The sequence below is a fragment of the Pseudorhizobium halotolerans genome, assembly GCF_902153235.2.
Taxonomy (GTDB): Bacteria; Pseudomonadota; Alphaproteobacteria; order Rhizobiales; family Rhizobiaceae; genus Neorhizobium; species Neorhizobium flavum.
On sequence record NZ_CABFWE030000011.1, the window covers coordinates 755894 to 778372 of the forward strand.

19 protein-coding genes, 1 tRNA gene and 2 pseudogenes are annotated in these 22479 nt (G+C 59.4%); 8 read left to right on the forward strand and 14 right to left on the reverse strand.

The window, feature by feature from the left end:
* The first annotated feature begins 173 nt into the window (after positions 1 to 173).
* Complete coding sequence (locus FN060_RS18845; RefSeq protein ID WP_244665860.1) at positions 174 to 1700, forward strand: hypothetical protein; 1527 nt, start codon at positions 174 to 176, stop codon at positions 1698 to 1700.
* 177 nt (positions 1701 to 1877) lie between these two features.
* Positions 1878 to 2138, forward strand: coding sequence for a DUF982 domain-containing protein (locus FN060_RS23570; RefSeq protein WP_052640228.1), 261 nt, complete (start codon positions 1878 to 1880; stop codon positions 2136 to 2138).
* 253 nt (positions 2139 to 2391) lie between these two features.
* Here FN060_RS23570 and FN060_RS18855 read toward each other — a convergent pair whose 3' ends face one another.
* From FN060_RS18855 to FN060_RS18865, 3 genes are all read right to left on the reverse strand, one after another.
* Entirely contained in the window at positions 2392 to 2781 is a 390-nt protein-coding gene (locus tag FN060_RS18855; RefSeq protein ID WP_210310714.1) for a Ros/MucR family transcriptional regulator, read from the reverse strand.
* 223 nt (positions 2782 to 3004) lie between these two features.
* Positions 3005 to 4006 carry an FkbM family methyltransferase gene (locus FN060_RS18860; RefSeq protein ID WP_142589535.1) on the reverse strand — a complete coding sequence of 334 codons (1002 nt, stop codon included), beginning with the start codon at positions 4004 to 4006 and terminating at the stop codon, positions 3005 to 3007.
* Between the two features lie 47 nt (positions 4007 to 4053).
* Complete coding sequence (locus FN060_RS18865) at positions 4054 to 4251, reverse strand: hypothetical protein (RefSeq protein WP_185929060.1); 198 nt, start codon at positions 4249 to 4251, stop codon at positions 4054 to 4056.
* A 314-nt stretch (positions 4252 to 4565) separates the two neighbouring features.
* On the opposite strand from FN060_RS18865, the pseudogene FN060_RS23210 reads away from it, so the two are divergent.
* Positions 4566 to 4941 (forward strand): annotated as a pseudogene (locus tag FN060_RS23210) (hypothetical protein); the annotation flags it as partial.
* A 144-nt stretch (positions 4942 to 5085) separates the two neighbouring features.
* Here the strand turns inward: FN060_RS23210 and FN060_RS18870 are convergent.
* The 4 genes from FN060_RS18870 to FN060_RS18885 form a co-directional block, all read right to left on the reverse strand.
* Positions 5086 to 6063, reverse strand: a complete 978-nt coding sequence (locus FN060_RS18870; RefSeq protein WP_142589536.1) for a LacI family DNA-binding transcriptional regulator — start codon at positions 6061 to 6063, stop codon at positions 5086 to 5088.
* Between the two features lie 79 nt (positions 6064 to 6142).
* The gene (locus tag FN060_RS18875) at positions 6143 to 7654 is read right to left on the reverse strand and encodes a tripartite tricarboxylate transporter permease (protein WP_142589537.1); all 1512 of its coding nucleotides are present in this window, start codon (positions 7652 to 7654) and stop codon (positions 6143 to 6145) included.
* Positions 7655 to 7672: 18 nt separating this feature from the next.
* Positions 7673 to 8092, reverse strand: coding sequence for a tripartite tricarboxylate transporter TctB family protein (locus tag FN060_RS18880; protein WP_183949808.1), 420 nt, complete (start codon positions 8090 to 8092; stop codon positions 7673 to 7675).
* A gap of 70 nt (positions 8093 to 8162) precedes the next feature.
* Positions 8163 to 9206, reverse strand: coding sequence for a type 2 periplasmic-binding domain-containing protein (locus tag FN060_RS18885; protein ID WP_210310715.1), 1044 nt, complete (start codon positions 9204 to 9206; stop codon positions 8163 to 8165).
* 231 nt (positions 9207 to 9437) lie between these two features.
* Here FN060_RS18885 and araD point away from each other — a divergent pair, with 231 nt between their 5' ends.
* From araD to FN060_RS18905, 4 genes and pseudogenes are all read left to right on the forward strand, one after another.
* Complete coding sequence (gene araD, locus FN060_RS18890; RefSeq protein ID WP_142589539.1) at positions 9438 to 11180, forward strand: L-arabinonate dehydratase; 1743 nt, start codon at positions 9438 to 9440, stop codon at positions 11178 to 11180.
* A gap of 12 nt (positions 11181 to 11192) precedes the next feature.
* A complete protein-coding gene (locus tag FN060_RS18895; protein ID WP_142589540.1) occupies positions 11193 to 12089 on the forward strand; it encodes a dihydrodipicolinate synthase family protein in 897 nt (298 codons plus the stop codon).
* Positions 12090 to 12154: 65 nt separating this feature from the next.
* Positions 12155 to 12865 (forward strand): ribonuclease activity regulator RraA, encoded by a 711-nt coding sequence (locus FN060_RS18900; protein WP_142589541.1) that lies wholly within the window; start codon positions 12155 to 12157, stop codon positions 12863 to 12865.
* Positions 12866 to 13285: 420 nt separating this feature from the next.
* A pseudogene (locus FN060_RS18905) lies at positions 13286 to 13981 on the forward strand (ABC transporter ATP-binding protein); the annotation flags it as partial.
* A gap of 47 nt (positions 13982 to 14028) precedes the next feature.
* Here FN060_RS18905 and FN060_RS18910 read toward each other — a convergent pair.
* From FN060_RS18910 to FN060_RS18935, 6 genes are all read right to left on the reverse strand, one after another.
* Entirely contained in the window at positions 14029 to 15162 is a 1134-nt protein-coding gene (locus tag FN060_RS18910; protein ID WP_142589542.1) for a glycoside hydrolase family 88/105 protein, read from the reverse strand.
* The gene (gene pglA, locus FN060_RS18915) at positions 15159 to 16724 is read right to left on the reverse strand and encodes a polygalacturonase PglA (RefSeq protein ID WP_142589543.1); all 1566 of its coding nucleotides are present in this window, start codon (positions 16722 to 16724) and stop codon (positions 15159 to 15161) included. Before pglA ends, FN060_RS18910 begins: the two co-directional genes overlap by 4 nt.
* A 50-nt stretch (positions 16725 to 16774) precedes the next feature.
* Complete coding sequence (locus FN060_RS18920) at positions 16775 to 17974, reverse strand: ABC transporter substrate-binding protein (protein WP_425312196.1); 1200 nt, start codon at positions 17972 to 17974, stop codon at positions 16775 to 16777.
* 82 nt (positions 17975 to 18056) lie between these two features.
* Positions 18057 to 19172 carry an ABC transporter ATP-binding protein gene (locus FN060_RS18925; protein WP_142589545.1) on the reverse strand — a complete coding sequence of 372 codons (1116 nt, stop codon included), beginning with the start codon at positions 19170 to 19172 and terminating at the stop codon, positions 18057 to 18059.
* Between the two features lies 1 nt (position 19173).
* Complete coding sequence (locus FN060_RS18930; protein WP_425312187.1) at positions 19174 to 20079, reverse strand: carbohydrate ABC transporter permease; 906 nt, start codon at positions 20077 to 20079, stop codon at positions 19174 to 19176.
* Positions 20080 to 20081: 2 nt separating this feature from the next.
* Positions 20082 to 20963, reverse strand: coding sequence for a carbohydrate ABC transporter permease (locus FN060_RS18935; protein WP_142589546.1), 882 nt, complete (start codon positions 20961 to 20963; stop codon positions 20082 to 20084).
* A gap of 211 nt (positions 20964 to 21174) precedes the next feature.
* Between FN060_RS18935 and FN060_RS18940 the strand changes: the two genes are divergently transcribed.
* On the forward strand, positions 21175 to 22125 hold the full coding sequence (locus FN060_RS18940) for an AraC family transcriptional regulator (RefSeq protein WP_052640144.1): 951 nt from the start codon (positions 21175 to 21177) through the stop codon (positions 22123 to 22125).
* A 275-nt stretch (positions 22126 to 22400) separates the two neighbouring features.
* On the opposite strand, the gene FN060_RS18945 is transcribed toward FN060_RS18940, so the two are convergent.
* A tRNA-Met gene (locus FN060_RS18945) sits at positions 22401 to 22477 on the reverse strand.
* Positions 22478 to 22479 lie beyond the last annotated feature (2 nt).

Sequence of the window (22479 nt, forward strand, 5' to 3'; positions counted from 1 at the left end):
TGCCTTGATGTACTCCGGCATATCGTCCCCTGTGACCGCCAATGCCAGACCCCGAAGCTACACGCGCGGGCGACAACTCCGCACCATGTCCAATAGGAGTAGCTTCCCCTCCCTTTGGTATTCTTGCTCAACACGTAAATCGCAGCCTGAATGAGCACTGAAGGGAGAGCACCTTGCTTACTCGTCGAGATGCGTTGGGCCTGATTACCGCCGGGGTGTTGGAACGCTCTGCGCTGGCAATGACAGCGCGCCGACAGGCATCAGGCAGCGTCCCCTTGGGGTTGAATTTGAGCGGAACAAGCTACTGGGCCAGCGAGACCCCCTTCACCAACCTCGCACATAATGCAGCTCCATGGCGTGTTCAGGTGCAAGGTGCTCCATTCACCTGGGATGAGCCCCTTCCCCCCCTGACCGAGGACGGCTATCCGACCAAAATACCGGACGGATCCTTTGTCGATAGCTTCCTGATCTACAGTTCGCATCGGAAGCACCTCTCGCCGACCCTGTCGCTGCACTACGACGGCCGTGGCCGTATTGCCTATATCGGAGGCGCCGAGCTCGTAGAGCGCCGACCCGGCGTCGACCACGTCCGCAACCTGCGCAAAAATGACGCCTTCACCATCAGGCTCATCCATACGGCCGCCGATGATCCAATCCGCAATATCCGACTTGTCGAAAGCGAAGCCGCCACTGTGGACACCTTCCGGGGAGACTTCCTGAGCCGCTTGAAAGGCTTTTCCGTTTTGAGATTCATGGACTGGATGGCGACGAACGATTCACCGGTTAAAGCCTGGTCGGAGCGTGTCCGCCAGGGTAGCTTTGGCCGATCTCACCAGGGAGTCGCGCTGGAGACGATGATCGAGCTGGCGAACCGCTCAGGCGTGCCTCCGTGGTTCAACGTTCCACATATGGCCGATGACGACTATATTGAGCGGTTTGCGACGCAGACTCTGGAGCATCTAGACCCTGCTCTTCCTGTCTACCTAGAGTACTCAAACGAGGTGTGGAATTCAATCTTTTCCCAGGCTGCCTATGCGCAGGAGCGAGGCTTGACTGAGGGACTCTCGTCCAACCCTTTCGAAGCCCAGTTGCGCTTCTATGCGACCCGCACAACGGAAATCATCAAAATCTGGGAGCGCGTCTTTGCTGCGCAAGCTTCTCGCATCCTCGGGGTGTATGCGGCTCAGTTCGAAAATCCCTGGACCAGCGAGACCATCCTTTCGGTGCCAGGAGTGGCTGATCATGCCGATATTCTAGCGATCGCACCCTATTTCGGCGGCTCTTTCGGAGCTCCCGATCACGCCGAAGATGTTCGGACTTGGTCGCTGGATAGGCTGTTTGAAGCCCTCAATGAGGAGGTGGATAACAAGAATCGCACGCACATCCTGAGCCAACGAGCCATGGCACGCCGCTATGGATTACGCTTGGCAGCCTATGAGGGCGGCCAGCATCTGGTCGGATATGGAGGAACGGAAAATGACGATCAACTTACCGATCTGTTCATAGCAGCCAACCGCGATCGCCGCATGAACGACCTTTATGTACGTCACCTCAAGATCTGGCACGAAGCCGGTGGAGATCTCTTCGCCTTTTTCGCATCCATGGCTGAACCCAGCAAATGGGGAAGTTGGGGGCTTCTCGAATTTGAAGGCGACCGGAACCCCAAGTGGGGTGCGGTCCAGAGCCTCCTGCCGGCTTGAACGCGATGGACGAACTACTGCGGTCGCTGCCCGATACGCCTAGCGGACCGGCTCACGGTGCCGGTCCAAAATTCATCAACCTAACCAGGTTGTGCTAGCATGGTAACGTAAAGCGCATTCCTTATCGCGAATCGGAGAGCGAGGATGCCGAGAAATTCCAGAGCACCGCGTACGCGTATGGAGCAACCGGATCCGGATCCAGCATGGAGTGAATGGTCGGCGCCCGTCCTCGTCAAGCTGGGCGCTCACCGTAGACTTGCAATCAAAAATCCCGCCGAAGCCCTCTCACTCCTCACCAACCGCTGGCCCGGGCGTCGGAGCGATGAATATCTCAGGGCCCGTCACCTTGCGTCCGAGTTTTTGCGTCGACGTGCTACACGTGAGGAGGTGCGCGATGCTTTCCTCGCCGCAATCAGTGCAGAAGGCTTTCTTGACTGAGTCCGGGCGACTGGAGACAACCTGCACCGACGGTCACCGCTGTAAAACCGACCGGGTCTTGGGCTCCCGCACTTCGATTGGCCTGGTCAGGCGAACATCCAAAATCAGCCTGTACGATCTTGATCTATGGAAACTCGTAACGTGCCAACCTGTCCGCAAGTCCGTACTCACATCTCATGTTCGATGGACTGTCAAAATCAGGTGTTAAATACGGAGCGGTCAAAGCCTGTGAACTGTCCAAGGTCACAGGATGTTATGTCCTTCTGTCGCCGGACTTAGGGGTGCCCCCCAACCCCATCTTCTTTGCCAACTGCGAACGCTTCTCCGAATACAAAGGGGCAACCATTGGATAATCCGAAACAAGGTTCCATTTCGCTCGGTAGTCGTTCGGGCTCATCTGATGCTGTTCCCGCAAGTGGCGTTTCAGCGACTTGAAGGGCAATCCGTCTTCAAGACAGACTAGATGCTCCGGAGTCAGCGAATTCTCAACAGGAACCGCCGAAATCCGGGTATCGCTGGCTCCGGCTAGCTGCGACAAGCCAATTTTTCGTAAGGCGCAGCGAACGGTGATTATGAGCGATGGCAACTGGGCTTTCGGCACTTTGTGCGCACGAACATAAGCCGCCACAATGCGAACTGCCAACTCGTCCGATGCAACTGCTTTCCGAGGCCCAAACGATAGTCCTCCCTCACCCCATGCAATCGTCTCCCTCGCTCGGCCTCCCCGAAGACCGAGGAGGAGTGGCCATGGAACCTATTGTCGGGCAAGTCTAGGCGGGTGCTTCGCATCCTGAAAGATCACCCAAAGCAGTAGTACTTCCTACCGCAGAGGACCGATTTGTCGCCAAGCTGTCATGGCTCCAACGTTACCAGATACGGGCGGTCCCGGACCTGGCTGCTCGGCCACCCGGCTTCTCGAACTGCCGCAGCAGCTGATGGTCGGGGAACGCCAAGATGTTCTCGTAGCTGCGCGGCTCAGGTTCGCTGATTTGTCTTAGGACAGGCTCCTCGCCATGCTTCAACTGCCACCTCAGCTTCGCCAGCGGAGAAGCGGATGCTGGAGCAAAAACGAGTTCGCAGAAGACGTAGCTGGGCAAGCAGCTCCCGATTTCAAGGAAGGCCTTGTTCTCTGAATGCTGCCCGTGACACTCAAAGGCAAGGATCGGACGGTAACGGGATATGGTGGATCGGAGGCCGCGCAAAACCGCAGGTTCAAAGCCTTCCACGTCGATCTTGATGAAGTCCAGCCGGCTCAGTCCCAGATCATCGACCACGACATCGCCCGGGTGAACCTGGATCGGCTTGATCCGACACCGCTCTACGGGCTTCTCATCACCCATGAAACCACTGTTGCCCAGATTGCCGTCGAGGTTTTCTCGGAACGCCAAGATCTCGTCACACTCCCCCAAAGCCACCTGATGGGCTTTCACATGAGCGAGACCGTTCGCTTCGATATTCCGCGTTAGGCGCCGGAACGTCTCCGCGTTCGGCTCAAAACAATGAATCAGGGAAAAGTCGCCGCTGAGGTAGATTGAATGATTGCCAATGTTCGCGCCGACGTCCAACGCGACGGCCCCTTTCGGGAAGCGCCCCCGCAAGAAATGTAGAAACCGTCTCTCGTAGATATCCTCCACGAAGATGGCGCGATCGACATACTCGCGCGGATCGAGGTGGAAAACAAAGCCCTCATTTGTTCGGTGAACAAAGCTGTTTTGCTTTCTGATCAAGCGTCTCTTTCGCGCAGGGCGTAGGAACATCTCTTCAAGCATTCTGTGTAGAGCGTAGCTTGTGTGTGGCATCTCTAGACTGCCTTCAGCTTCCGTATATGCTGCCTCGGCCAACCACTTGTTGGTGTCCTTGTCCTTCATTGAGACTGAGAAGTTACACTTCCCGCTCCCTTAGGCGGAAGAACCCTTCAGACGGAGCGCCCCCGTCTTGCCCGTAGAACCAGCTTCAGGCGGGCATAAATCTCCTCTGGCGAACGATGAGAAGAAAGTTGATGGAGGCTTTCAGCGAGAATGCGAAGCTGGTCCTCCGCCTGCTCAGAGTCGCCTATGCTTGCAAGCTTATCATTGATGACCATGGACAGCTTTTCGTCGGCGCCAACTGCCATTTTACGTTCCCGATAACCTAGCACGCCACTATTCGGCAAATTCGGGGGCGCATGAAGATATGCTTTCGAGGTAGGACCACATTTCCCGGAGGCTTCCTCAGCGAGATCGGAGATCTGGTGCCCTCGGCCTGAGGCCGGAGAAAAGATGCGGAATGACACATGCCCAACGAAGACCTTTCCGGACGCCATTTTCAGAAGAAGATTTCGACTTACTGCGACGTCCGCCTTGCTCCCGTCGCGCCGGATTGGATCCTAGAGAACATATGGCCCTACCTTCTGGGTCTTGTAACTTTTCGAAAGACACCGATTTCAACGCTTACATAGAGCGACATCGGAAGGTGCTGCTGGGTCGCGCACCCGATCCGGGCACGCTGTTCGTCAAGACAGTAAAGACGACCAGCGTTGACGCCGCTCACAATCAGCGACGTTCTATGAGGCTTGGCGGCTGACGATCCAGCGATACGGCATCTACAATCCTTACACCGGCCGCGGTGCCATCAAAGGGCTCCTTCCCCACGGTCCCCATAACGTCCGAGACGTCTTGGCCGCTCATATTCTGAAGCAGACAGGATCCTACGAGCAGCAAGCTACGCGATCCAGGATAAGCCCGACGTCGTGCAGCAGCACTACGGACGCTTCCTGCCGCAGGACAAGGCAGCATTGGCAGCGCGGATCCTCAATCAGGTGTGAGAGGCAGCATAGCCTACCCGGAAGTAGGCTCTATCCGCGTCACGCACTCAATGGAAAGTGTATGCGCCTCGGCCGCTCCAACGACGGTCGTCTCCGCTTTGAACGAAAGCGAGCCTAGTAGCCTGGTATTGCAGCGTAGCTAGCCTAAGAGGTTTCGCGTTCTATGATCTGGAATCCGATGTCAGTGACGGGATTGGTCATGGTCGTTTTGGCAAAACGCGCCAGCAGCGCATCTGCAGCCGCAGTTCCGAGCTTTTCCCGATCTACTCTAACGCTGGTCAACGGTGGGTCCGTGTGAGGTGCAAACTCCTGGTCACCAAATCCGATCACTGCCACCTCACTTGGCACCGCCAGACCTCGAGCCTTCGCTTCAACCAAGATCCCTTGGGCAAACTGGTCCGAGCTGCAGAATATGACGCCGCCCGAGAACCCATGATCGGCAATCAGGGTCGCCAATGCCTGCCGCCCACCACCTAGCGACGCATGCCCTGAAAAATCAACAGTCACCACTGGCGTACCGCTTAACGCTTCAAATTGTCCGACAAAGGCATCACGGCGGCGCGCCGCTCTCTCATCCCCAGCAGTAACGGCGGCGGCGCGTCGGTAGCCGTGCGAATGTGCATAATTGGCAGCGGCAGCGGCTGCGGCGACATGTGAGAAGCCTACGCAGCAATCTATCGGAGTCTCGGTTATATCCCAGACTTCCACGACTGGTATGGCCGCGCTTAACAGCATGCGTCGGACTGCTGGAGAGTGGCGAATCCCCGTCAACAACATCGCGTCAGGTCGCCGCGACAAATGCGTCGCGACCACGGCCTCTTCCTCGGCGGGATCGAATCCTGTTTCGCCAACCATCAACTGGTAACCCCGCGCCCGCATGATCTTCGAGAAGGCATGGAGCATACTGGCGTAGACGATATTGGTCACCGAGGGCACAAGTGCCGAGATCAGGTTACTCCTGTTCGAGGCAAGCGCACCGGCCAGCGCATTCGGCACATAGCCGGTGACACGGATGGCATCCTGGATACGCTTCAGCGTTTCCGCAGAGACCATCGAGGGGTCAGAGAGCGCACGCGAGACCGTCACCTGCGAGACCCCGGCAAGGCGCCCGACGTCGGCCATGGTTACACTGCCGCCACTTACCCGGGCAGTTCGCCTGCCAGCTACGCGTTCTTGGCCCTCGCGGCTGCCCATGCCTCAATCAAACCCCTGGCTGCGCCAATGTCTCTAGCTGCTTCGCTTTCCTCGCGAGTACAGCCGAGGCTACCAGCGAAGCTGCTATCAGAAGCCACAGGATTACCGCAATCCAGCTTTTCGTGAAGAAGATTGAGATGTCTCCAAACGACTCAAGGCTCTTGACGAAGTAAATTTCTGCCGACGGGCCAAGAATGAAGCCGATGATGAAGGGCGCAACCTCGATCTTCAGCTTGACGAAGATCCAGCCGAGCACACCGAAGATGAGTACCGTCCACACGTCGAACATGATGCCGTAGTTGATCGTATAGGCGCCGATCACGCACATCATGAGAATGACCGGATAGAGGATGTGCTTGGGAACCGCCACCACCATGGCGAACCAGCGGATGGCAAAATACATCATCACGAACATCGCGAGGTTGGCGAGAATCATGGCGATCATCATTGCATTCCAGGTTCCCGGATTGTTGCCGATGAACAATGGACCGACCTGAATGCCCTGGAGTGCGAAAGCGCCCACCAGGAGTGCTGTGGTAGAGTCGCCCGGAATTCCGAGCGACAAGAGTGGGACGAGGGCGCCGCCGGTTAGCGCGTTGTTTCCCGCCTCGGTCGCAATGATGCCCTCAGCGGAGCCCTTGCCGTACTCCTCGGGGTGACGCGACGTGGTCTTTGCCGCCGTATAGGAGAGGATGGATGCGGCCGACCCCCCGACGCCTGGCAGGATTCCGACAAAGGTGCCAATCGCGGAGGACTGAAGGAGATTGCGAATCTGGCCTTTGAAGAGGGACAAGGAAAAGCGCGAGCTCTTGCCTACTTTGATCTCTTTGACGGACATGCTCTGAGGCATTCCGGTTTCGGCTTCCTCGAGGATGGCACTCACACCGAAAAGTGCAATCAGGACGGGCAGCAGCGAGAATCCACCTTCCAGCCAGTATTCCGTCCCCGGCGGGATCAGTCGAAAGTGCCCATTTCCGCCGTCGGTGACATCATAGACACCGACAAGGCTGACAAAGATGCCGAGGAAACCGGAAAAGATGCCGAGAAGCAGGTTGCTAGACAGAGCACCCATGACTGTCAGGGCAAACAGAATGATCAGGAACTTTTCCACATAGGAGAACCGGATAGCGAAATCCGCAAGCAGCGGGGCAAAGAAATAGAGCGCAATCAGCGACAGCATCCCGCCCACGAGCGACGCAATGATGCTGATGCGCAGTGCTTTTTCCCCTTCTCCCCGTTGCGCCATGGGATAGGCGTCGAAACAGGTGGCGATCGATGACGGGGTGCCGGGAATTCCCAGAAGTACGGCGGGTACCAAGCCGCCCGATATTCCGCCAACGTACAAACCCAACAACAGCGCCAAACCGTTTTCCAGGCCCAGTGAGTAGGTCAGCGGCAGGCAGACTGCCACCGCCATGGTCGCGGTCATCCCAGGGATGGCCCCAAAGATCAGTCCTACAAAAGTTCCGCCTACGACCAGCGCCACGAAGAGCGGTGTGATCAGTTCAAAGACATCCATGATCCAAGAGACCTCTGCTTACGGGAGCGTCAGGAAGAAGATTTCGCTGAGGAGCCACCAGGTCAGCAGCGGCGCGATGACGGCGACAATCAGCAGCGGAACAAGTCGGGACAGGCGACGATCATGGGTGAACAGGATGCCGCTTAAGGCCACGAAAGGAATGGAGCACAGCAGGAAACCCATGCCGGTATTTGGCCAAAGGTCCCCCACCGGAACCATCAGGACGAAATAGAGTACCGTCAGCACCAGGGCGCCGAAGAACCGCGTCTTGTCCATGCGGATAAACGTGTCGCGCCACATGGACCCGGCGCCCAAAATCTCACGACGGCGTGTGACGACGATTGCCACGCCGAGGATCAGCAGAACGATGCCGATCAGCGTAGGGAAAATCAGATGCGAGGTCGCGAAGTCGATCTCGACTTTGGTCAATCCGCCCATGGCCGTTTCCAGTTCTAGTGAGGCATAACTTTCCCGGCCGGCACCGCCGGCCGGGGCACGCATGAGATCGTTATTCAGTCTTGAGCTGCTCGATTAGGCCGCCGATCGTCTTGCTCTTCTCGCTCAGATGCGCCTGAGCCTCAGCCTGCGGCAGGTAGTTTGGAATGAAGAAGGCTTCCTTCTGCCGCTTCTCCAGATCGCCCTTCTCGTAGATTTCAGCCAGCGCCTTGTCGATGGCCTCCATCTGCGCGGGATCCATCTCCTTGTTGTAGATCAGGAAGAACTCCTTATCGAAGGCGAAGTCCTTCTCCCCGTCCAGTGTTACACTGGTCTTGGGGCTCGCATATTGCAGGAACTGGTCGCGAGTCGTATTGCCCATGCCCTGTTCGGGCGCCTGCTCGAGTGTCTGGGGCCGTGCGGTTATCCAGATGAAGCGCATGGCCTTTGCGTCGTCGCCTGACAACTGGGTAAACTGCTCGTTTGCCTGGATCGAACCGTTGATCAGATCGGCCAACCCGTCCCACATAGCTTGGTTCTTGTCGGCTTGAGATCCGGTATTGACCGGAACGAAGTTTTTCTCCGAGCCGGGTGCACGCGTTTTGGCTGCATTGCGCATGGCAGTGAATCCGATCTCGGAGACGCCGCCCGGCTGAATGGCAACCCGGATCTGCTTGCCTTCTTCGGCAGCTTTGAAGACGTCCTCCATGGTCTTGTAGGGCGAATCCGCTGGGACCAGGAACGCATCGCCCGGATTGATCGCAACGGTTGGCCCGATGGAGTAGTTTGCAAACGGATCTTCGTTGCCCGGCACGCCGTACAGGTAAGACAGATAGACCTGATCATGATGGAGCATGATCGTCGTGCCGCGCTTGTCGCGACCGAGCGCCTTGAGGCCTTCACTGGTGCCGACTGGATCTACCTTGACGTTGACTCCGAGGTGCTGGGAAAGCGCATCAGCAACCAGTGCCGCATTCTGATAGGTGTCGCCGCCGGTCGAGGTCGATCCAATCACCATCCGGATATTGCGAGGCAGTTCCTGCGCAGCCGCTACAATAGGATGCGCCACTAATGTCGCGACACTAACGGCCGCCAATAGTGTCCTGCGTGTAAACATCTGAAAATCTCCTCCTTATTCGCGTTACGCGAACTATCTCATTGTGGTGAACGATGATCCTCCCGTTCACTTCGCGGGCGCAATGAATGCGCATTCATAGTGTTGCCCTCTTCAGTTCCGCGTTGTCAAGTAGCCGCTGTCGGCTAATTTTATTAAGACACTCACGCCGACATCCCTTCTTGACAGTCCAAAATGTATGCGCATACATCCAGAGGAAACTGAGGAAGCGACATGAAAGACAAAGTCCGCAAAACTCCCGACACCTTGCGCTCATCGCGCTGGTTCGCGCCAGATGATCTGCGCAGCTTCGGCCACCGCTCGCGCCTCATGCAACTCGGCTATTCAGAAGAGGATTTCATGGGGAAGCCGGTCATCGGCATCCTCAACACCTGGTCCGAATTGAACTCTTGCCACGGACACTTTCCGGAACGCGTCAAGGACGTGAAACGGGGCGTCGCTCAGGCTGGCGGCTTCGCCGTCGAAATGCCATCTCTCTCGGTTGACGAGAGCTTCACCAAACCAACTTCCATGCTCTACCGCAACATGCTCGCCATGGAGGTGGAGGAGATGATCCGCTCCCACCCGCTCGACGGCGTCGTGCTGATGGGCGGCTGCGACAAGACCACACCCGGCTTGATCATGGGGGCACTGTCTGCGGGAGTGCCGATGATATTCCTTCCCGCCGGCCCGATGCTTCGTGGCAACTATGCCGGCAAGATCCTGGGCTCGGGGTCGGATGCTTGGAAATACTGGGACGAGCGGCGAGCCGGAAACGTGACGGATGCGGAATGGGTGGGCCTCCAGGGCGGGATTGCCCGTTCCGCCGGCGTCTGCATGACCATGGGCACCGCCTCGACGATGACCGCGATTGCCGAGGCTATGGGCCTCTCCTTCGCCGGTGCATCCTCCATCCCCGCAGTCGACTCAGGTCATGTGCGTATGTCCGCATCCTGCGGACGCCGAATTGTGGAGATGGTGTGGGAGGACCTTACACCTGACAAGATCGTGACCGAGGAAGCAATTCGCAATGCCGCCATTGTTGCCATGGCGACCGGGTGTTCGACCAATGCCGTCGTTCATCTGATCGCCATGTCGCGGCGCGCGGGCGTCGATCTTAGCCTCGACCATCTGGATGAACTGGGCCGGTCGACACCTCTGATTGCGAATGTGAGGCCCTCCGGAAAGGATTATCTCATGGAGGACTTCTACTATGCCGGTGGCCTTGCGGCATTGATGAAACAGATAGAGAGCAGGCTGGACGTCTCCTGTATGACAGTTTCAGGCCGCACGCTCGGCGAAAACCTGCAGGGCGCACAGGTCTATAACGAGGATGTCATCCGCCCTCTGTCCAATCCCGTTTATCACGAGGGATCACTCGCAGTGCTCAGGGGCAATTTGTGCCCTGACGGTGCCGTGATCAAACCGGCGGCATGCGATCCCAAGTTTCATCTCCACGAAGGGCCCGCCCTTGTCTTCGACAGCTATCCCGAGATGAAGAAGGCCATCGACGACGAGAATCTGGACGTCACGCCGGACCACGTGCTGGTTCTGCGCAACGCCGGCCCCCAAGGTGGCCCCGGTTTCCCCGAATGGGGAATGCTGCCTATCCCGAAGGCGCTGATCAAGCAGGGACACCGCGACATGCTGCGCATTTCCGACGCACGCATGTCCGGCACCTCCTACGGCGCCTGCGTGCTGCATGTCGCACCGGAATCGTATATTGGCGGTCCTTTGGCGCTTTTGAATACCGGTGATCGTGTCCGGCTCGACCTTCCAAACCGGCGGCTAGACATGCTGGTGCCGGAAGAAGAACTTGCCCGGCGCCGAAGCGCCTGGATCGCGCCCCCTCCGCGGTACGATCGCGGTTACGGGTATCTATTTTCCCGCCATGTCACCCAAGCCGACAAAGGCTGCGACTTCGACTTTCTGGAGCGCCAGTTCGGTGGCGCAACGGCCGAACCCTCCATCTTCTGAAGGCGCATGATCATGGCTCATTCTCTTGAACAGGCGCTGACCGGCATTTCAGGCATCCTGGTCACGCCTTTGGATAGCGATGGCGAGCTTGCGCCGCAGCGTCTTGTTCCCATCGTGGATCGTGCCCTGGAAGCAGGGCTGCACATGCCGGTTGTCAACGGCAATACCGGCGAATTCTATTCGCTGACCACGGATGAAGCTTGCACCATGGTCAGGGAGGTGTCCGGCATCGTCAACGGCCGCGCTCCGCTCCTTGCCGGCGTGGGGCGCAGCGTGCGTGACGCATGCCGCCTCGCAAAGGTGTCAGCAGACGCCGGCGCCGCAGCGCTGATGATACACCAGCCCCCGGATCCTTTCGTGGCTCCGCGCGGTATCGTCGATTATCTGAAGGCCGTGGCGGACGCCGCCGGGCTTCCCATGATGCTCTATCTTCGCAACGACGCCATAGGGACGGCGGCGATTGCTGAACTATGCGCGGTAGAGGGGGTGAAGGGCGTGAAATGGGCGACACCAAACCCGCTCAAGCTCGCGGAAGCCAAGGCCGCTTGCGATCCAACCATTGTGTGGGTCGGTGGACTTGCGGAAGTTTGGGCCCCGGCCTTCTACGCAGTGGGTGCGAGGGGCTTCACCTCCGGCCTCATCAATGTCTGGCCGGAACGCTCCCTTCAGATCCACTCGGCACTCGAAGCAAGCGACTATTCCGAGGCCAACCGCCTGATCTCGGAGATGAAGGCGTTCGAAGAGGTTCGGGCCGAGGAGATGAATGGCACCAATGTCACGGGCGTCAAGGCAGCGCTGATGGCGCTTGGCCGCGACTGCGGGCCGACCCGCCCGCCGGCGGCATGGCCGCTAACGGCTTCGCAGCAAGCCAAGCTTGACCACTTCATAGCACGCAACGCGCTGACCTGATTCCATAGCTCGGGGCGGCGCGGAGAACAGCAAAGCTTTCCCAGATAATCAAGAAGGGGACTATCATGAACGAGGAACTGCGGCAGAAACTGATGGGCGTCTCCGTCGCCACGCTTGCCACCGCGCTCTATAAGCGGGGTCTAAGAAATCAGGTTATTCAGGATGTACGTCCCGTTGCGCAGAAGGGCCGCAACATGGTAGGGCCCGCCTACACGCTCCGCTACATCCCCGCCCGTGAAGACCGCAACCAGTTGAGCGAGTTCCGCAAGCCGACCCATCCGCAGCGCGTCGCGATCGAGACTTGTCCCAAGGGGCATGTGCTGGTGATGGACAGCCGCAAGGATCCGCGCGCTGCGTCGGCGGGCGACATCCTCGTCACACGCCTGATGATGCGCGGTGTGGCCGGTGTTGTCACCGATGGCGGCTTCCGCGATGCCGCCACAATCGGTGAGCTGGATATTCCCGCCTATCACACCCGGCCTTCCAGCCCGACCAATCTGACGTTGCACGAGGCGCTGGACCTCAACGTCCCGATCGGCTGCGGAGACGTCCCAGTTTTTCCCGGCGATATCCTCGTTGGCGACGATGACAGCGTGATCGTCATTCCTCAGGACATTGCCGCAGAAGTGGCCGACGAAGCAGTTGAAATGACTGCCTACGAAGACTTCGTGGTGGAGCGAGTCAAAGAGGGCGCAGCTATCATTGGGCTTTACCCTTGCACGAAGGACGTGCATGCGGAGGATTTTGCCAAGTGGCGAGCGTCAAACAAACGATAGGTAGAGCACGCCAGATAGCAGGGTCGGAGACGATTCGGTGGACCAGACGCTGATCTAGTCTTGTGGCTTCATCTGCACTTAGGCCCCTCCTCGCAGAGGCTCCAACGAGGCCTGTGCTCTGCCTGAGCTGGCGACGTGATCCGCTTATGGCAGAGAAGCAGAGGGACCAATCTAAGGGACTTCAGCGGTGCAACGAACGAGTTCCAAGCGAGCGCAGACAGAGACCATCTCTAATGACTCGCCGATGAAATCCGCCTTCCAGCACGGCCTCCCCGCCGTCGGCAGCCGTGCCCGGCCCCCAGATCAACGCGTCTACCCATGAGCTGCAACTCGCATTGCGGCGGACTGCGACGGAGCGGCCCTGTGCGGCGCCACTTCCTGTGGAGCAGCATAGCCGGCATCTTCTGATAGCCGGAACTTCGGCGGCCTGCCCAGCTTTCCGGCGGCCAGCGCCAACGCGTCGCCATGGGCCGCGCCATCGTGAGGGAGCCATCCGCGTTCCTCTTCGACGAGCTACTTTCAAATCTCGATGCGGCGCTGCGGGTCGAAATGCGCCTGGAGATCGCCAAGCTTCATAATCGCATGAAGGCCACCACAGTCTACGTCACTCACGACCAGGTCGAGGCAATGACGCTTGCGGATCGGATTGTGGTGCTGAATGCCGGGCGAATTGAACAGATCGGTCCGCCGCTGGAGCTCTACCGCCGTCCCGCCAGCCTCTTTGTTGCCCGCTTCATCGGCAGCCCGACGATGAATACTTTCTCCGCGGAACTCGCAAGCCATGGTGAGGAGGTCGCCGTCCGGCTGAAGGATCGGAGCATCACCCTGAGGGGTGCAGTCGCACAGGACTTGCGAGCCGAAGCGGCAACCGTCGGAGTCAGACCCGAGGATCTGGTCGTCTGTAATCCCGAGGACGCCTGGTTCGGCGGGAAACTTGCTGTTGCTGAGCGATGGGATAGCCAGACTTACGGTTATCTCGAGACTGGCGACGCACGCATGCTCACGGTGGAGTTTCCTCGTGACACCACCATCAGCGTTGGCGATCTGATCCACGTGCGTCCAAATTTGGACGCTGTTCATGTGTTCGAGGAAGCTTCCGGGCGCAGGTTAAACTAACTAAGCGTTGAAAAGGTAAACGAGGATTTCTCCTGAGATGACCCGGCCTACCGTCTGCTCCCCGAAGCGATCGTGTGGCCGCCTGCAGCCGCTGCGGCAAGCTCAAGCTCGGCGACCGCCATCATAAGCGGCCCCACCCCCTTCGCATCATCGGCTACAACTGGCTCGGAAAGGTAGTATGCGGGCGTGCCATCGCGATAAGGCCCGGAGAGTGCCCCCAAACCCGCAACTTGGCAGATCCCGGTAAGCCGTATCAAACCGTCCTCTTCCAGGAGGCGCGTCCCAAGAAGTGCATCAAGCGCTCGGCGTGCGCTGTTCTCAAGACGCCTGGTCTCCTCCGGTGCCAGAAGCTGGAGGCGGCACGCCGCGAGGGATGCGTAGGCAAACATTGCCGATGCGGAGGTCTCTTCATAGTTGCCGACGAGGTCCGGCGTATCGAGAACCTGGAGCCAGAGCCCTGATTCCTGTTGGTGCTGCAGGATGGCAAGCAGCACGGAGCGCGTTCGCTTCCGCAAAACCTTGGTCGCCGCGTCGTTGGGCAGAACGGCCAGGACATCGACCAGGGTCATAACCATCCAGCCCATGGCTCTCGCCCATACTGCGGGAGACTTTCCGGTCTCCTTGTCGGCCCAGGCCTGCTGCCGGCTCTCGTCATACCCGTGGACATGCAGCCCGCCTGGAGCCGCGGTAAGGACAAGAGCCGTCGCCAGCTGCTGGAGGGCATCGGTAATGCGCGGCTGTTCGTTGGCGGCAAGTGCGTATTCAACCTGGAAAGGAAGCGCCATGTAGAGGCCATCAAGCCAGACCTGATGCGGATAACGCGCCTTGTGCCAGTAGTTGCCGGCGAGGAGCCGCGGATGATCATCCAACTGGCCGATCAGCCGCCGGGCCGCGGCCATGTAGCGCGCGTCCTTCGTCTCCCGATCGAGGAAAAGGAGAACACGGCCGGGCAGAATATTGTCTATGTTGAATTCGCGGGGATCATACCCAACCAACGCACCATCGTCCTGGACCTGTCGCGGGACCATCCTCATCAGGTGGTCAAGCCAGCGCGGCTCGCCGCTTGACTGGTAGAGAAGCATCAAGCCGCGATAGATGCAGCCGTCCTCATAGCACCAGGCGCCGTCCTTGTAGGGGTCGTACCGCTGGCAGAAGTGGTCGAAATAGTCCTTGTACATCATGATGCAGCCTGGAAGTTGGAGACCGAAAGCCTTGACGGCGACAGGAGGGTGGGGTCGTCACACTCGACGTGCGCGTGTTCGTACACAATCATTTCGTGACGCATCGCCTGCACGCCGTCTGCCATGATGGGAGGCGCGGGTGCAGCTTCCGGGTCGAATGAATGGAGACGCAGGTTGCAGATGGAAACATTGCGGATCGGCGCTTCCGGCAGGCCGAGAAAGGCACCCACGGCATGCCCGACTTCGTGGAGATCGATATCTTCCACGGCGATGCCATCTATCTCAGGCGTTCCTTCGTCGAGCGCTGCGGGCTGCCGCGATTGCACCCACTCGTCATGTCCGTCCGGATCGCAGTGGTAATGAGCATTGGCGGAAAATGCCGTCAGAACACCCTCCATCCGGACCCGCCTCATCGTGATGCCCGAGACGGAGCCGCCCCGGCCGCGCCTTGTCTTGAGGCGCAGCCCACGGTCCGTGCCGATCATTTCACAATCCTCGACCAGGACATCGTGCACCCCTCCGGACATCTCCGATCCGATGACCACTCCGCCGTGGCCCCGTTCCATGAGGCAGTGCCGAATCCGCACGTCGCGCGTCTCGCGCAGATGCGCCGCTTCCCCACATGGCCCTCGCTTGCCGGCCTTTATGGCTATGCAATCGTCTCCCACCGTGAACCGCACCCCTTCGACCCGAATCTCTGACGATCCCTCGGGGTTGAAGCCGTCGGTATTCGGGCTGTCGTGCGGCGCCTCTATCGACAGGCACGCCGCGACCAGTCGGTGGCAGCCTTGTGGATGAATTGTCCAGGACGGCGCGTTACGGATTGTGAAGCCAAACAATGTGACGTCGGAACAGTCTATAAGATGAAGGCCGCGGGCGCGGCGGGCACCGTCACGGGTTTCCTTCGGCCAGCCCCACCAGTCGCCCGCATTGCCCGCGCCATCCAGGATGCCTTTTCCCTCCAGGACCAGTCGCCTCGCCCCGATGGCATGCAAGGGCGCGGCGAAGCAGGCAGCCGGCTCTCCCTCCCAGCTGCCGAGCAAATGTCCAGCATCGTCCCGAGCGGGGAAAACAGACCAGCTGTCGCGGCTGCTGGGTGAGCGCAGTTCCGCACCCTCCGCCAGGTGGAGGGTCATGTCGGACCGCAAGGTGACCGGCAGCGCCGTCCATCGGCCGGGACCAATTCGCAAGGTGCCGCCAACGGGTAGCTCGGCAATCGCAGCCTGCAACGCATCGGCGTTTCTCAGCGCCGCAGCAGTGTCCTCCGCCGAAACATCCGGAAGAAGCCCATAGTCCGCCGCCTCGACGAGCCCGCTGCACTCCCTCGTTCGGAACTTCAATGCCCCCAGACCTTCGACCTCAAGCAGGTAGTCGGTGCCGGGGCTCAACATGTCCAGGAGCGTGACCGCCTTGTCGGTCCGACCCTCCGAGACAAGGTTGTCGCCGCTCGTCGCGCGAAGACGCCACGACACCGGGTCGGGCAGATAGTAGCGTGCACCGGGCACGGGAATTCGTATTGCGGCCATCCTCGCGGAAACCGCAACGGTGTCAGGGTTCGTCATGCTCTCGTCTCTGAAGAGGCCCGCCGCTCACGCGGCGGGCGATTTAGTGTTCAGTCGAATTCCGCCAGAACGTCGTTTACGCCGTCGATGATCTGTTCTGCAGCCTGCTGCGCATCCAGCTGCCCGTAGGCGTATTCTTCGAGCGTATCGAGGAAGATGCCGCGGATTTCGGGGTTCTCGTTGAACGGCGAGACGGTCGGGCCGGACGATGCCATGACGATGGCGTTCGCCTCGCGGACTTCGGCATCACCCTCGTCCCCCAGCCGCGCGGATGCCGCTTTGGAACCCGGGATGCCTCGAGTGGTACCGAGAGCACCGATACCTTCCGGCTCGTTCAGCAGGCAGTTGAGGATCTGGGCTGCGGCCTCACTATCCTTCGAGTGCTTGGAGATCGAGAAAACCATCGAGGGTTTCCTATAAATCCCGTCGGTCACGGCACCTTCCACCTTGAGCAGCGGGAAAGGCTTCAAGACCTGCCCCTCCTTCAGGGGCGCAGAGTATTTCTCGAATGTGGAGTCCCACTCGTAGGAACCGGCGATCCGACCGTCAGCCCATTCAGGCTTTTCAAAGAGGTTGACGTTGCCATCCGCCGCCTCCTCCTTCTGTGATCGCATTACGCCTTCGGTTACCAAGGTCCCCAGGAAATCTATGCCCTCGGCCAACTCTTCTGGCGTCCAGGCGACGCGGTTCGCCTCCGCATCAACCATGTCCTTGCCCGTCCTCTGCACGACGACCATCGTGGTTACCAGCTGGGCCGTCTCCTTCACAGCGTTGAAGGTGTAGTGGTCGTTGCCGAGCTTCTCCTTGACCGCCTTCGTGGCCGTTAAAAGCTCATCCCAAGTCGTCGGTATGGCTACGCCTGCCTTCTCGAACGTCGTGGTATTGAAGAAGAAGACACGTCCCGTGGTCGAGACCGGAATTCCCTGCAGGACATCGTTCATGGAGCCCGACTCGAGCTCTGCATCCGTCCAGTTCGACAGATCCAGGGACTTCAAGTCTCGCAGATCGGCGAACCCGTCGCCATTCTTGGAGAACAATGGCAGCCACGGCCAGTTCACCTGGACGATATCGGCCTCCGTACGGCCAGCCATCTGCGTCGTCAGCTTCTCAAGGTAGCCATCGAAGCCGGTAAACTCGCCTTTCACACTATGCCCATGTTTAGCGCCACAGGCCTCCAGCGCTTTTTGGGTTGCGACGTGCCGGCTCTCGCCACCCCACCATGACATCCGCAAGTCAGCGGCCGTTGCCATGGTCGTGAGGCTGAGGGTGATGATCGCTGTGCTTGCGAGCACTGATGAGACTCTACGATTGAACATGCTTTCCTCCTTTGGTTCAGGCCGCCAGGCTGCCTCCTCGCAGCGAGACGTTGCGGCCGTCGGATTTGTCGAAAATATGCAGGCTGTCGAAATCGGGACGGAGGTGGATAAACTCCCTCGCTCCGATGTCTTCGAATTCCGAGGCTCCCACCACACTGACCAGGCGGTGTCCTTCACAGTCGGCATGGAGATAGACTTCGTGGCCCATGAACTCCGCATTGGTCAGTCGCGCTTTCAACGCCGGTCCACCGTCCGCCAGGGAAAGGTGCTGAGGCCGGATGCCCAGTACGACCTGTTGCGGCCGCACCGACAGACGCCCGGCCAGTTCGCCGCCCATCGGCAATCTTTGACTGCCCACGACGAAATCGCCGCCCTCCATCGCGCCGTCCATGAGGTTCATCTCCGGCATCCCGATGAAGCCGGCAACGAACAGATTGGCGGGATTGTTGTAGAGCTCCTTCGGCGTCGCCACCTGCATGATGCGACCCGACTCCATGACGCAGATCCTGTCTCCCATCGTCATTGCTTCCGTCTGATCATGGGTGACGTAAACAACGGTAGACGACAGACCCTCCGCCTTGAGCTCCCGGTGCAGATCCGTGATGCGGACACGCATGGAGGCGCGAAGCTTCGCGTCAAGGTTGGAAAGGGGTTCGTCGAACAGGAATACGCCGGGCTTCTTGATCAGGGCTCGCCCCAGAGCAACGCGCTGCGCTTGCCCGCCCGACAACTGCTTTGGCAGCCGGTCCAGCAGCGGCTCGATCTCCAGGATGCGCGCGACCTGCTCGATCGCCACGTCGATCTCGGCGCGAGGCCGACCGGTGATCCGGAGGCCAAAGGCGAGGTTTCCCCTCACCTTCATGTGCGGATAAAGCGCGTAGTTCTGGAACACCATGGCGATTGAGCGCTTGGCCGGAGGCAGATCATTGACGCGGCGGTCGCCAATGATGATCTCGCCGCCGCTGATCTCCTCCAGCCCCGCGATCATCCGAAGCGTCGTCGACTTGGCGCACCCCGAAGGTCCCACCAGGACCATGAACTCGCCGTCCCTGATGTCGAGGTTGATGCCGTGGACGGCCTTCAGCGTGCCGCCGTAGATCTTCTCGAGGTTTCGCAATTGAACGCGTGCCATGTCAGCCTTTCCTACCTCCGGCAGAAATGCCTTCGATGAAGTACCGCTGGGCGGCAAAGAAGACGACCAGTGCAGGAGTGATCGTCAGGACCGACATCGCCAGGATGCGGTTCCATTCGAAGGCTTCGGTTGTATCTATGGAGAGCTTGAGAGCGAGGCTCACCGGGTATTTGTCGACCGAGGAGATGTAGATCAGCGGGCCGAGGAAGTCGTTCATCGTCCACATGAACTGAAAGAGGCAGACTGAAATCAACGCCGGGGCGAGCATCGGCACGACGATGAACACGAGCGTCTGCAGACTGTTGGCGCCATCGACACGCGCTGCCTCCTCCATGTCCCGGGGGAGCGACCGCAAAAACTGAACCAGCATGAAGACGAAGAATGCATCGCCGGCGAGCGCCGAAGGCACCCACAACGGCAGGAAGGTATCGAGCCAGCCGAGGTCGCGAAACAGGATGTATTGCGGAATGCGGGTGACCACGTTCGGCAGCAAAAGGACCGCAATGACCGAGCCGAACAGGACCTTCTTGAACGGGAAGTCGAAGCGGGCGAAGGCGTAAGCGGCCATGGTGCAGGAAATGGCCGTGCCGATCACCTTGGGAAGGATGATCAGGAACGAGTTCCAGAAGAAGCGGCCGAAGGTATAGGGCGTCGACGTCTGCCAGCCCTTCACGTAGCCATCCAGCGTCGGGCTTTCCGGCAGAAAGCCGGCGCCTGAGAAGATCTCCGAATTGGTCTTGAAGCTCGCGCCGACCAGCCAGATCAGCGGATAGAGCATCAGGAACCCGACTGCGAACAGGAGCGCGTAGCGAATGGTCGCGGAGATGAGATCCCATCTTGCACGACGCATTGCCGCCGTTTCGTCGGAGGCGTCGACGGCTGCCTTGTTCAGTTGGACATCGGCCATGGTCAGCTCCTCTTGTCGCCAGCGTAATAGACCCACTTCCTGGAGGACCAGAAGGCGACGAGGGTCAGGGCCATGATGATGACGAAGAGCACCCAGGCAATCGCCGAGGCGTAGCCCATGTTGAACTTCTTGAACGCCTCCTCATAGATGTAGAGCGGGAGAAGATATGTGGACTTCAGGGGTCCGCCTTGGGTGATGATGTAAGGGCCGTTGAACTCCTGGAACGCCTGGACCATCTGCATCACCAGGTTGAAGAAGATGACCGGCGTCAGCAGGGGCAGGGTGATGAAGATGAAGGTCGTCACCTTTGCGGCGCCGTCGATGGCCGCTGCCTCGTAAAGCGACTTATCGATGGACTGAAGGGCCGCAAGGAAGATCACCATCGCGGAACCGAACTGCCAGCAGCGCAGCAGGGTGATCGTGAAGAGCGCATTCGTGGGATCGCCGAACCAGTCCACCGGGGCAAGCCCGAGGCCGGCCAGCGCCATATTCACAAGTCCCTCGCTCGCAAACAGGTAGCGCCACAGGACCGCGATGGCGATCGACCCGCCGAGGATGGAAGGCACGTAGAAGGCCGTGCGGAACAGGTTGATGAACTTCAGCTTGTAGTTCAGGATTGCGGCGATGAAGAGCGCAAAGGCAAGCTTCAGGGGCACCGTCAGGAATACATAGATCAGCGTCACGTTCAGGGACTTGATGAAGGTCCGGTCTCTCGTGAACAGACGCTCGTAGTTGGACCAACCGGTCCAGTTCGGTGCGTTCATCAGGTCATATTTCGTGAAGCTGAGATAGAAGGAGGTCAGGAACGGCACCGCCGTGAACACCACCAGGCCGATCACGTATGGCGTCAGATATCCGTATCCCAGCAGCCGCTGTCCCCTCATCGCGACCATCCTGAGATGCTTCGCGCGGCGGTGCAATGATTCACGTTTTCGTACAAATCATGGCTCCCGGACCAGCAGGGGCAACAGGACATCCACGTCCGGCAACCACCTTCTGATCTCCTCCCAGATCGAAATTCGCTCCTCCGAGCATTGCACCGGTGACTAGACCCCAATTCTCCGCCAGAATAAATAAACAAAGATGGGGAAAAAGATGGACGAAATCGAAGGCGGCATCCTGGCCAGCATCCCTGCCACGGCTTTGACCTTGACCATGACCCGTGCCACCATTCGGATGGAGCATTCAAAAACCTGGAGGATCGACAAGATCAATCCGGTCGACGATCTGGTGATCTGCCTCGAAGGACAAGGAGAATACCTGATCGACGGGCATCGCATGACCATGGAGCCGGGAGATGCGATGCTGATCAGCCGGGGGCAGCGCTTCCAGGGTTGGAACGAGGGGACCGTCACCTATACCGGGATCGCGCAGCATTTCACGCTGGATATCTATGGGCGACATGATCTGATCTCGCAGATGGATCTTCAGCCCAAGGTGCGCCTCAGTCGGTGGCCGCTCGTCGAGCCGCTCGTGCGCCATTACCGGCAAAGTGCTCCGCCCTCCTCCGTCACCCTCAGCCAGCACCATCTCTTCATGTATCTGCTGATTGCCTACATCGAGGACGCGTTCCTGGGCTGGCGTGACCGCGCCGCATACCAGACGGAGGGAGCCGATGCATTGGATCTTGCCGTCGTCAAGGCCGCGACCATGATCGCGGCCAATCCCCTCGATGGCGAGATCGCTGCCAAGGCGATCAGCGCTTCCCCCTTCAATCCCGACTATTTCCTGCGTGAGTTCAAGAAGCGCGTCGGGCGAACGCCCAGGAAGTATCAGGAGTTCAAGCGGATGGAACGCGCCATGCACTTTCTGGAGGCGGGTCTGCCCGTGGCTGAGGCGGCGGCGGAGGTCGGATATGCCGATCCCTATTATTTCTCCAGAATGTTCAAGCGGACCATCGGCCTCAGCCCACGCGATCACGTCAACCGCGTCCGGCAAAACCGCCACGGCGGGCTTCTCGGCTTCGACGAGCCCGAACAGGATCGCCTGATGAATGCCGCCCACGCGCCGCGATCGGAGGGGGATGCGGCTATGGCAGTTACGTGATGATCCTTATCATAGACCAATAGGCGACTTCGAGGCTGCGGCCAGTTCCGATGCAATCCATTGCGGTCCGTCCATACACCGGCATCTCTCCAGGCAGGCCGAGGCCGAGAGACGCGGTCGCGAACGATGCAGAATCGCGCAGACTGTGATCAACGCCCAGGCTCTTGGCCAACATCGTCCTTTCGCAGCACTCCGCGCTGATACGACAGGTTCGTCGCGCCCAGAAGCGCGAAAAGCCCCGCGGAGGGGGCTCTTGTCGGTTGTCGCGGGATCTTTGGTTGCGGGGGCAGGATTTGAACCTGCGGCCTTCAGGTTATGAGCCTGACGAGCTACCGGGCTGCTCCACCCCGCGTC

Bases quoted from the DNA above. Each gene is read 5' to 3' on its own strand.
- FN060_RS18860 (WP_142589535.1), bottom strand. From the start codon at position 4,006: ATGAAGGACAAGGACACCAACAAGTGGTTGGCCGAGGCAGCATATACG.
- FN060_RS18920 (WP_425312196.1), bottom strand. From the start codon at position 17,974: ATGGCAACGGCCGCTGACTTGCGGATGTCATGGTGGGGTGGCGAGAGC.
- araD (WP_142589539.1), top strand. From the start codon at position 9,438: ATGAAAGACAAAGTCCGCAAAACTCCCGACACCTTGCGCTCATCGCGC.
- pglA (WP_142589543.1), bottom strand. From the start codon at position 16,724: ATGACGAACCCTGACACCGTTGCGGTTTCCGCGAGGATGGCCGCAATA.
- FN060_RS18895 (WP_142589540.1), top strand. From the start codon at position 11,193: ATGGCTCATTCTCTTGAACAGGCGCTGACCGGCATTTCAGGCATCCTG.
- FN060_RS18870 (WP_142589536.1), bottom strand. From the start codon at position 6,063: ATGGCCGACGTCGGGCGCCTTGCCGGGGTCTCGCAGGTGACGGTCTCG.
- FN060_RS18865 (WP_185929060.1), bottom strand. From the start codon at position 4,251: ATGGCAGTTGGCGCCGACGAAAAGCTGTCCATGGTCATCAATGATAAG.
- FN060_RS18940 (WP_052640144.1), top strand. From the start codon at position 21,175: ATGGACGAAATCGAAGGCGGCATCCTGGCCAGCATCCCTGCCACGGCT.
- FN060_RS18910 (WP_142589542.1), bottom strand. From the start codon at position 15,162: ATGATGTACAAGGACTATTTCGACCACTTCTGCCAGCGGTACGACCCC.
- FN060_RS23570 (WP_052640228.1), top strand. From the start codon at position 1,878: ATGGAGCAACCGGATCCGGATCCAGCATGGAGTGAATGGTCGGCGCCC.
- FN060_RS18875 (WP_142589537.1), bottom strand. From the start codon at position 7,654: ATGGATGTCTTTGAACTGATCACACCGCTCTTCGTGGCGCTGGTCGTA.
- FN060_RS18880 (WP_183949808.1), bottom strand. From the start codon at position 8,092: ATGGGCGGATTGACCAAAGTCGAGATCGACTTCGCGACCTCGCATCTG.
- FN060_RS18900 (WP_142589541.1), top strand. From the start codon at position 12,155: ATGAACGAGGAACTGCGGCAGAAACTGATGGGCGTCTCCGTCGCCACG.
- FN060_RS18935 (WP_142589546.1), bottom strand. From the start codon at position 20,963: ATGAGGGGACAGCGGCTGCTGGGATACGGATATCTGACGCCATACGTG.
- FN060_RS18885 (WP_210310715.1), bottom strand. From the start codon at position 9,206: ATGTTTACACGCAGGACACTATTGGCGGCCGTTAGTGTCGCGACATTA.
- FN060_RS18925 (WP_142589545.1), bottom strand. From the start codon at position 19,172: ATGGCACGCGTTCAATTGCGAAACCTCGAGAAGATCTACGGCGGCACG.
- FN060_RS18930 (WP_425312187.1), bottom strand. From the start codon at position 20,079: ATGGCCGATGTCCAACTGAACAAGGCAGCCGTCGACGCCTCCGACGAA.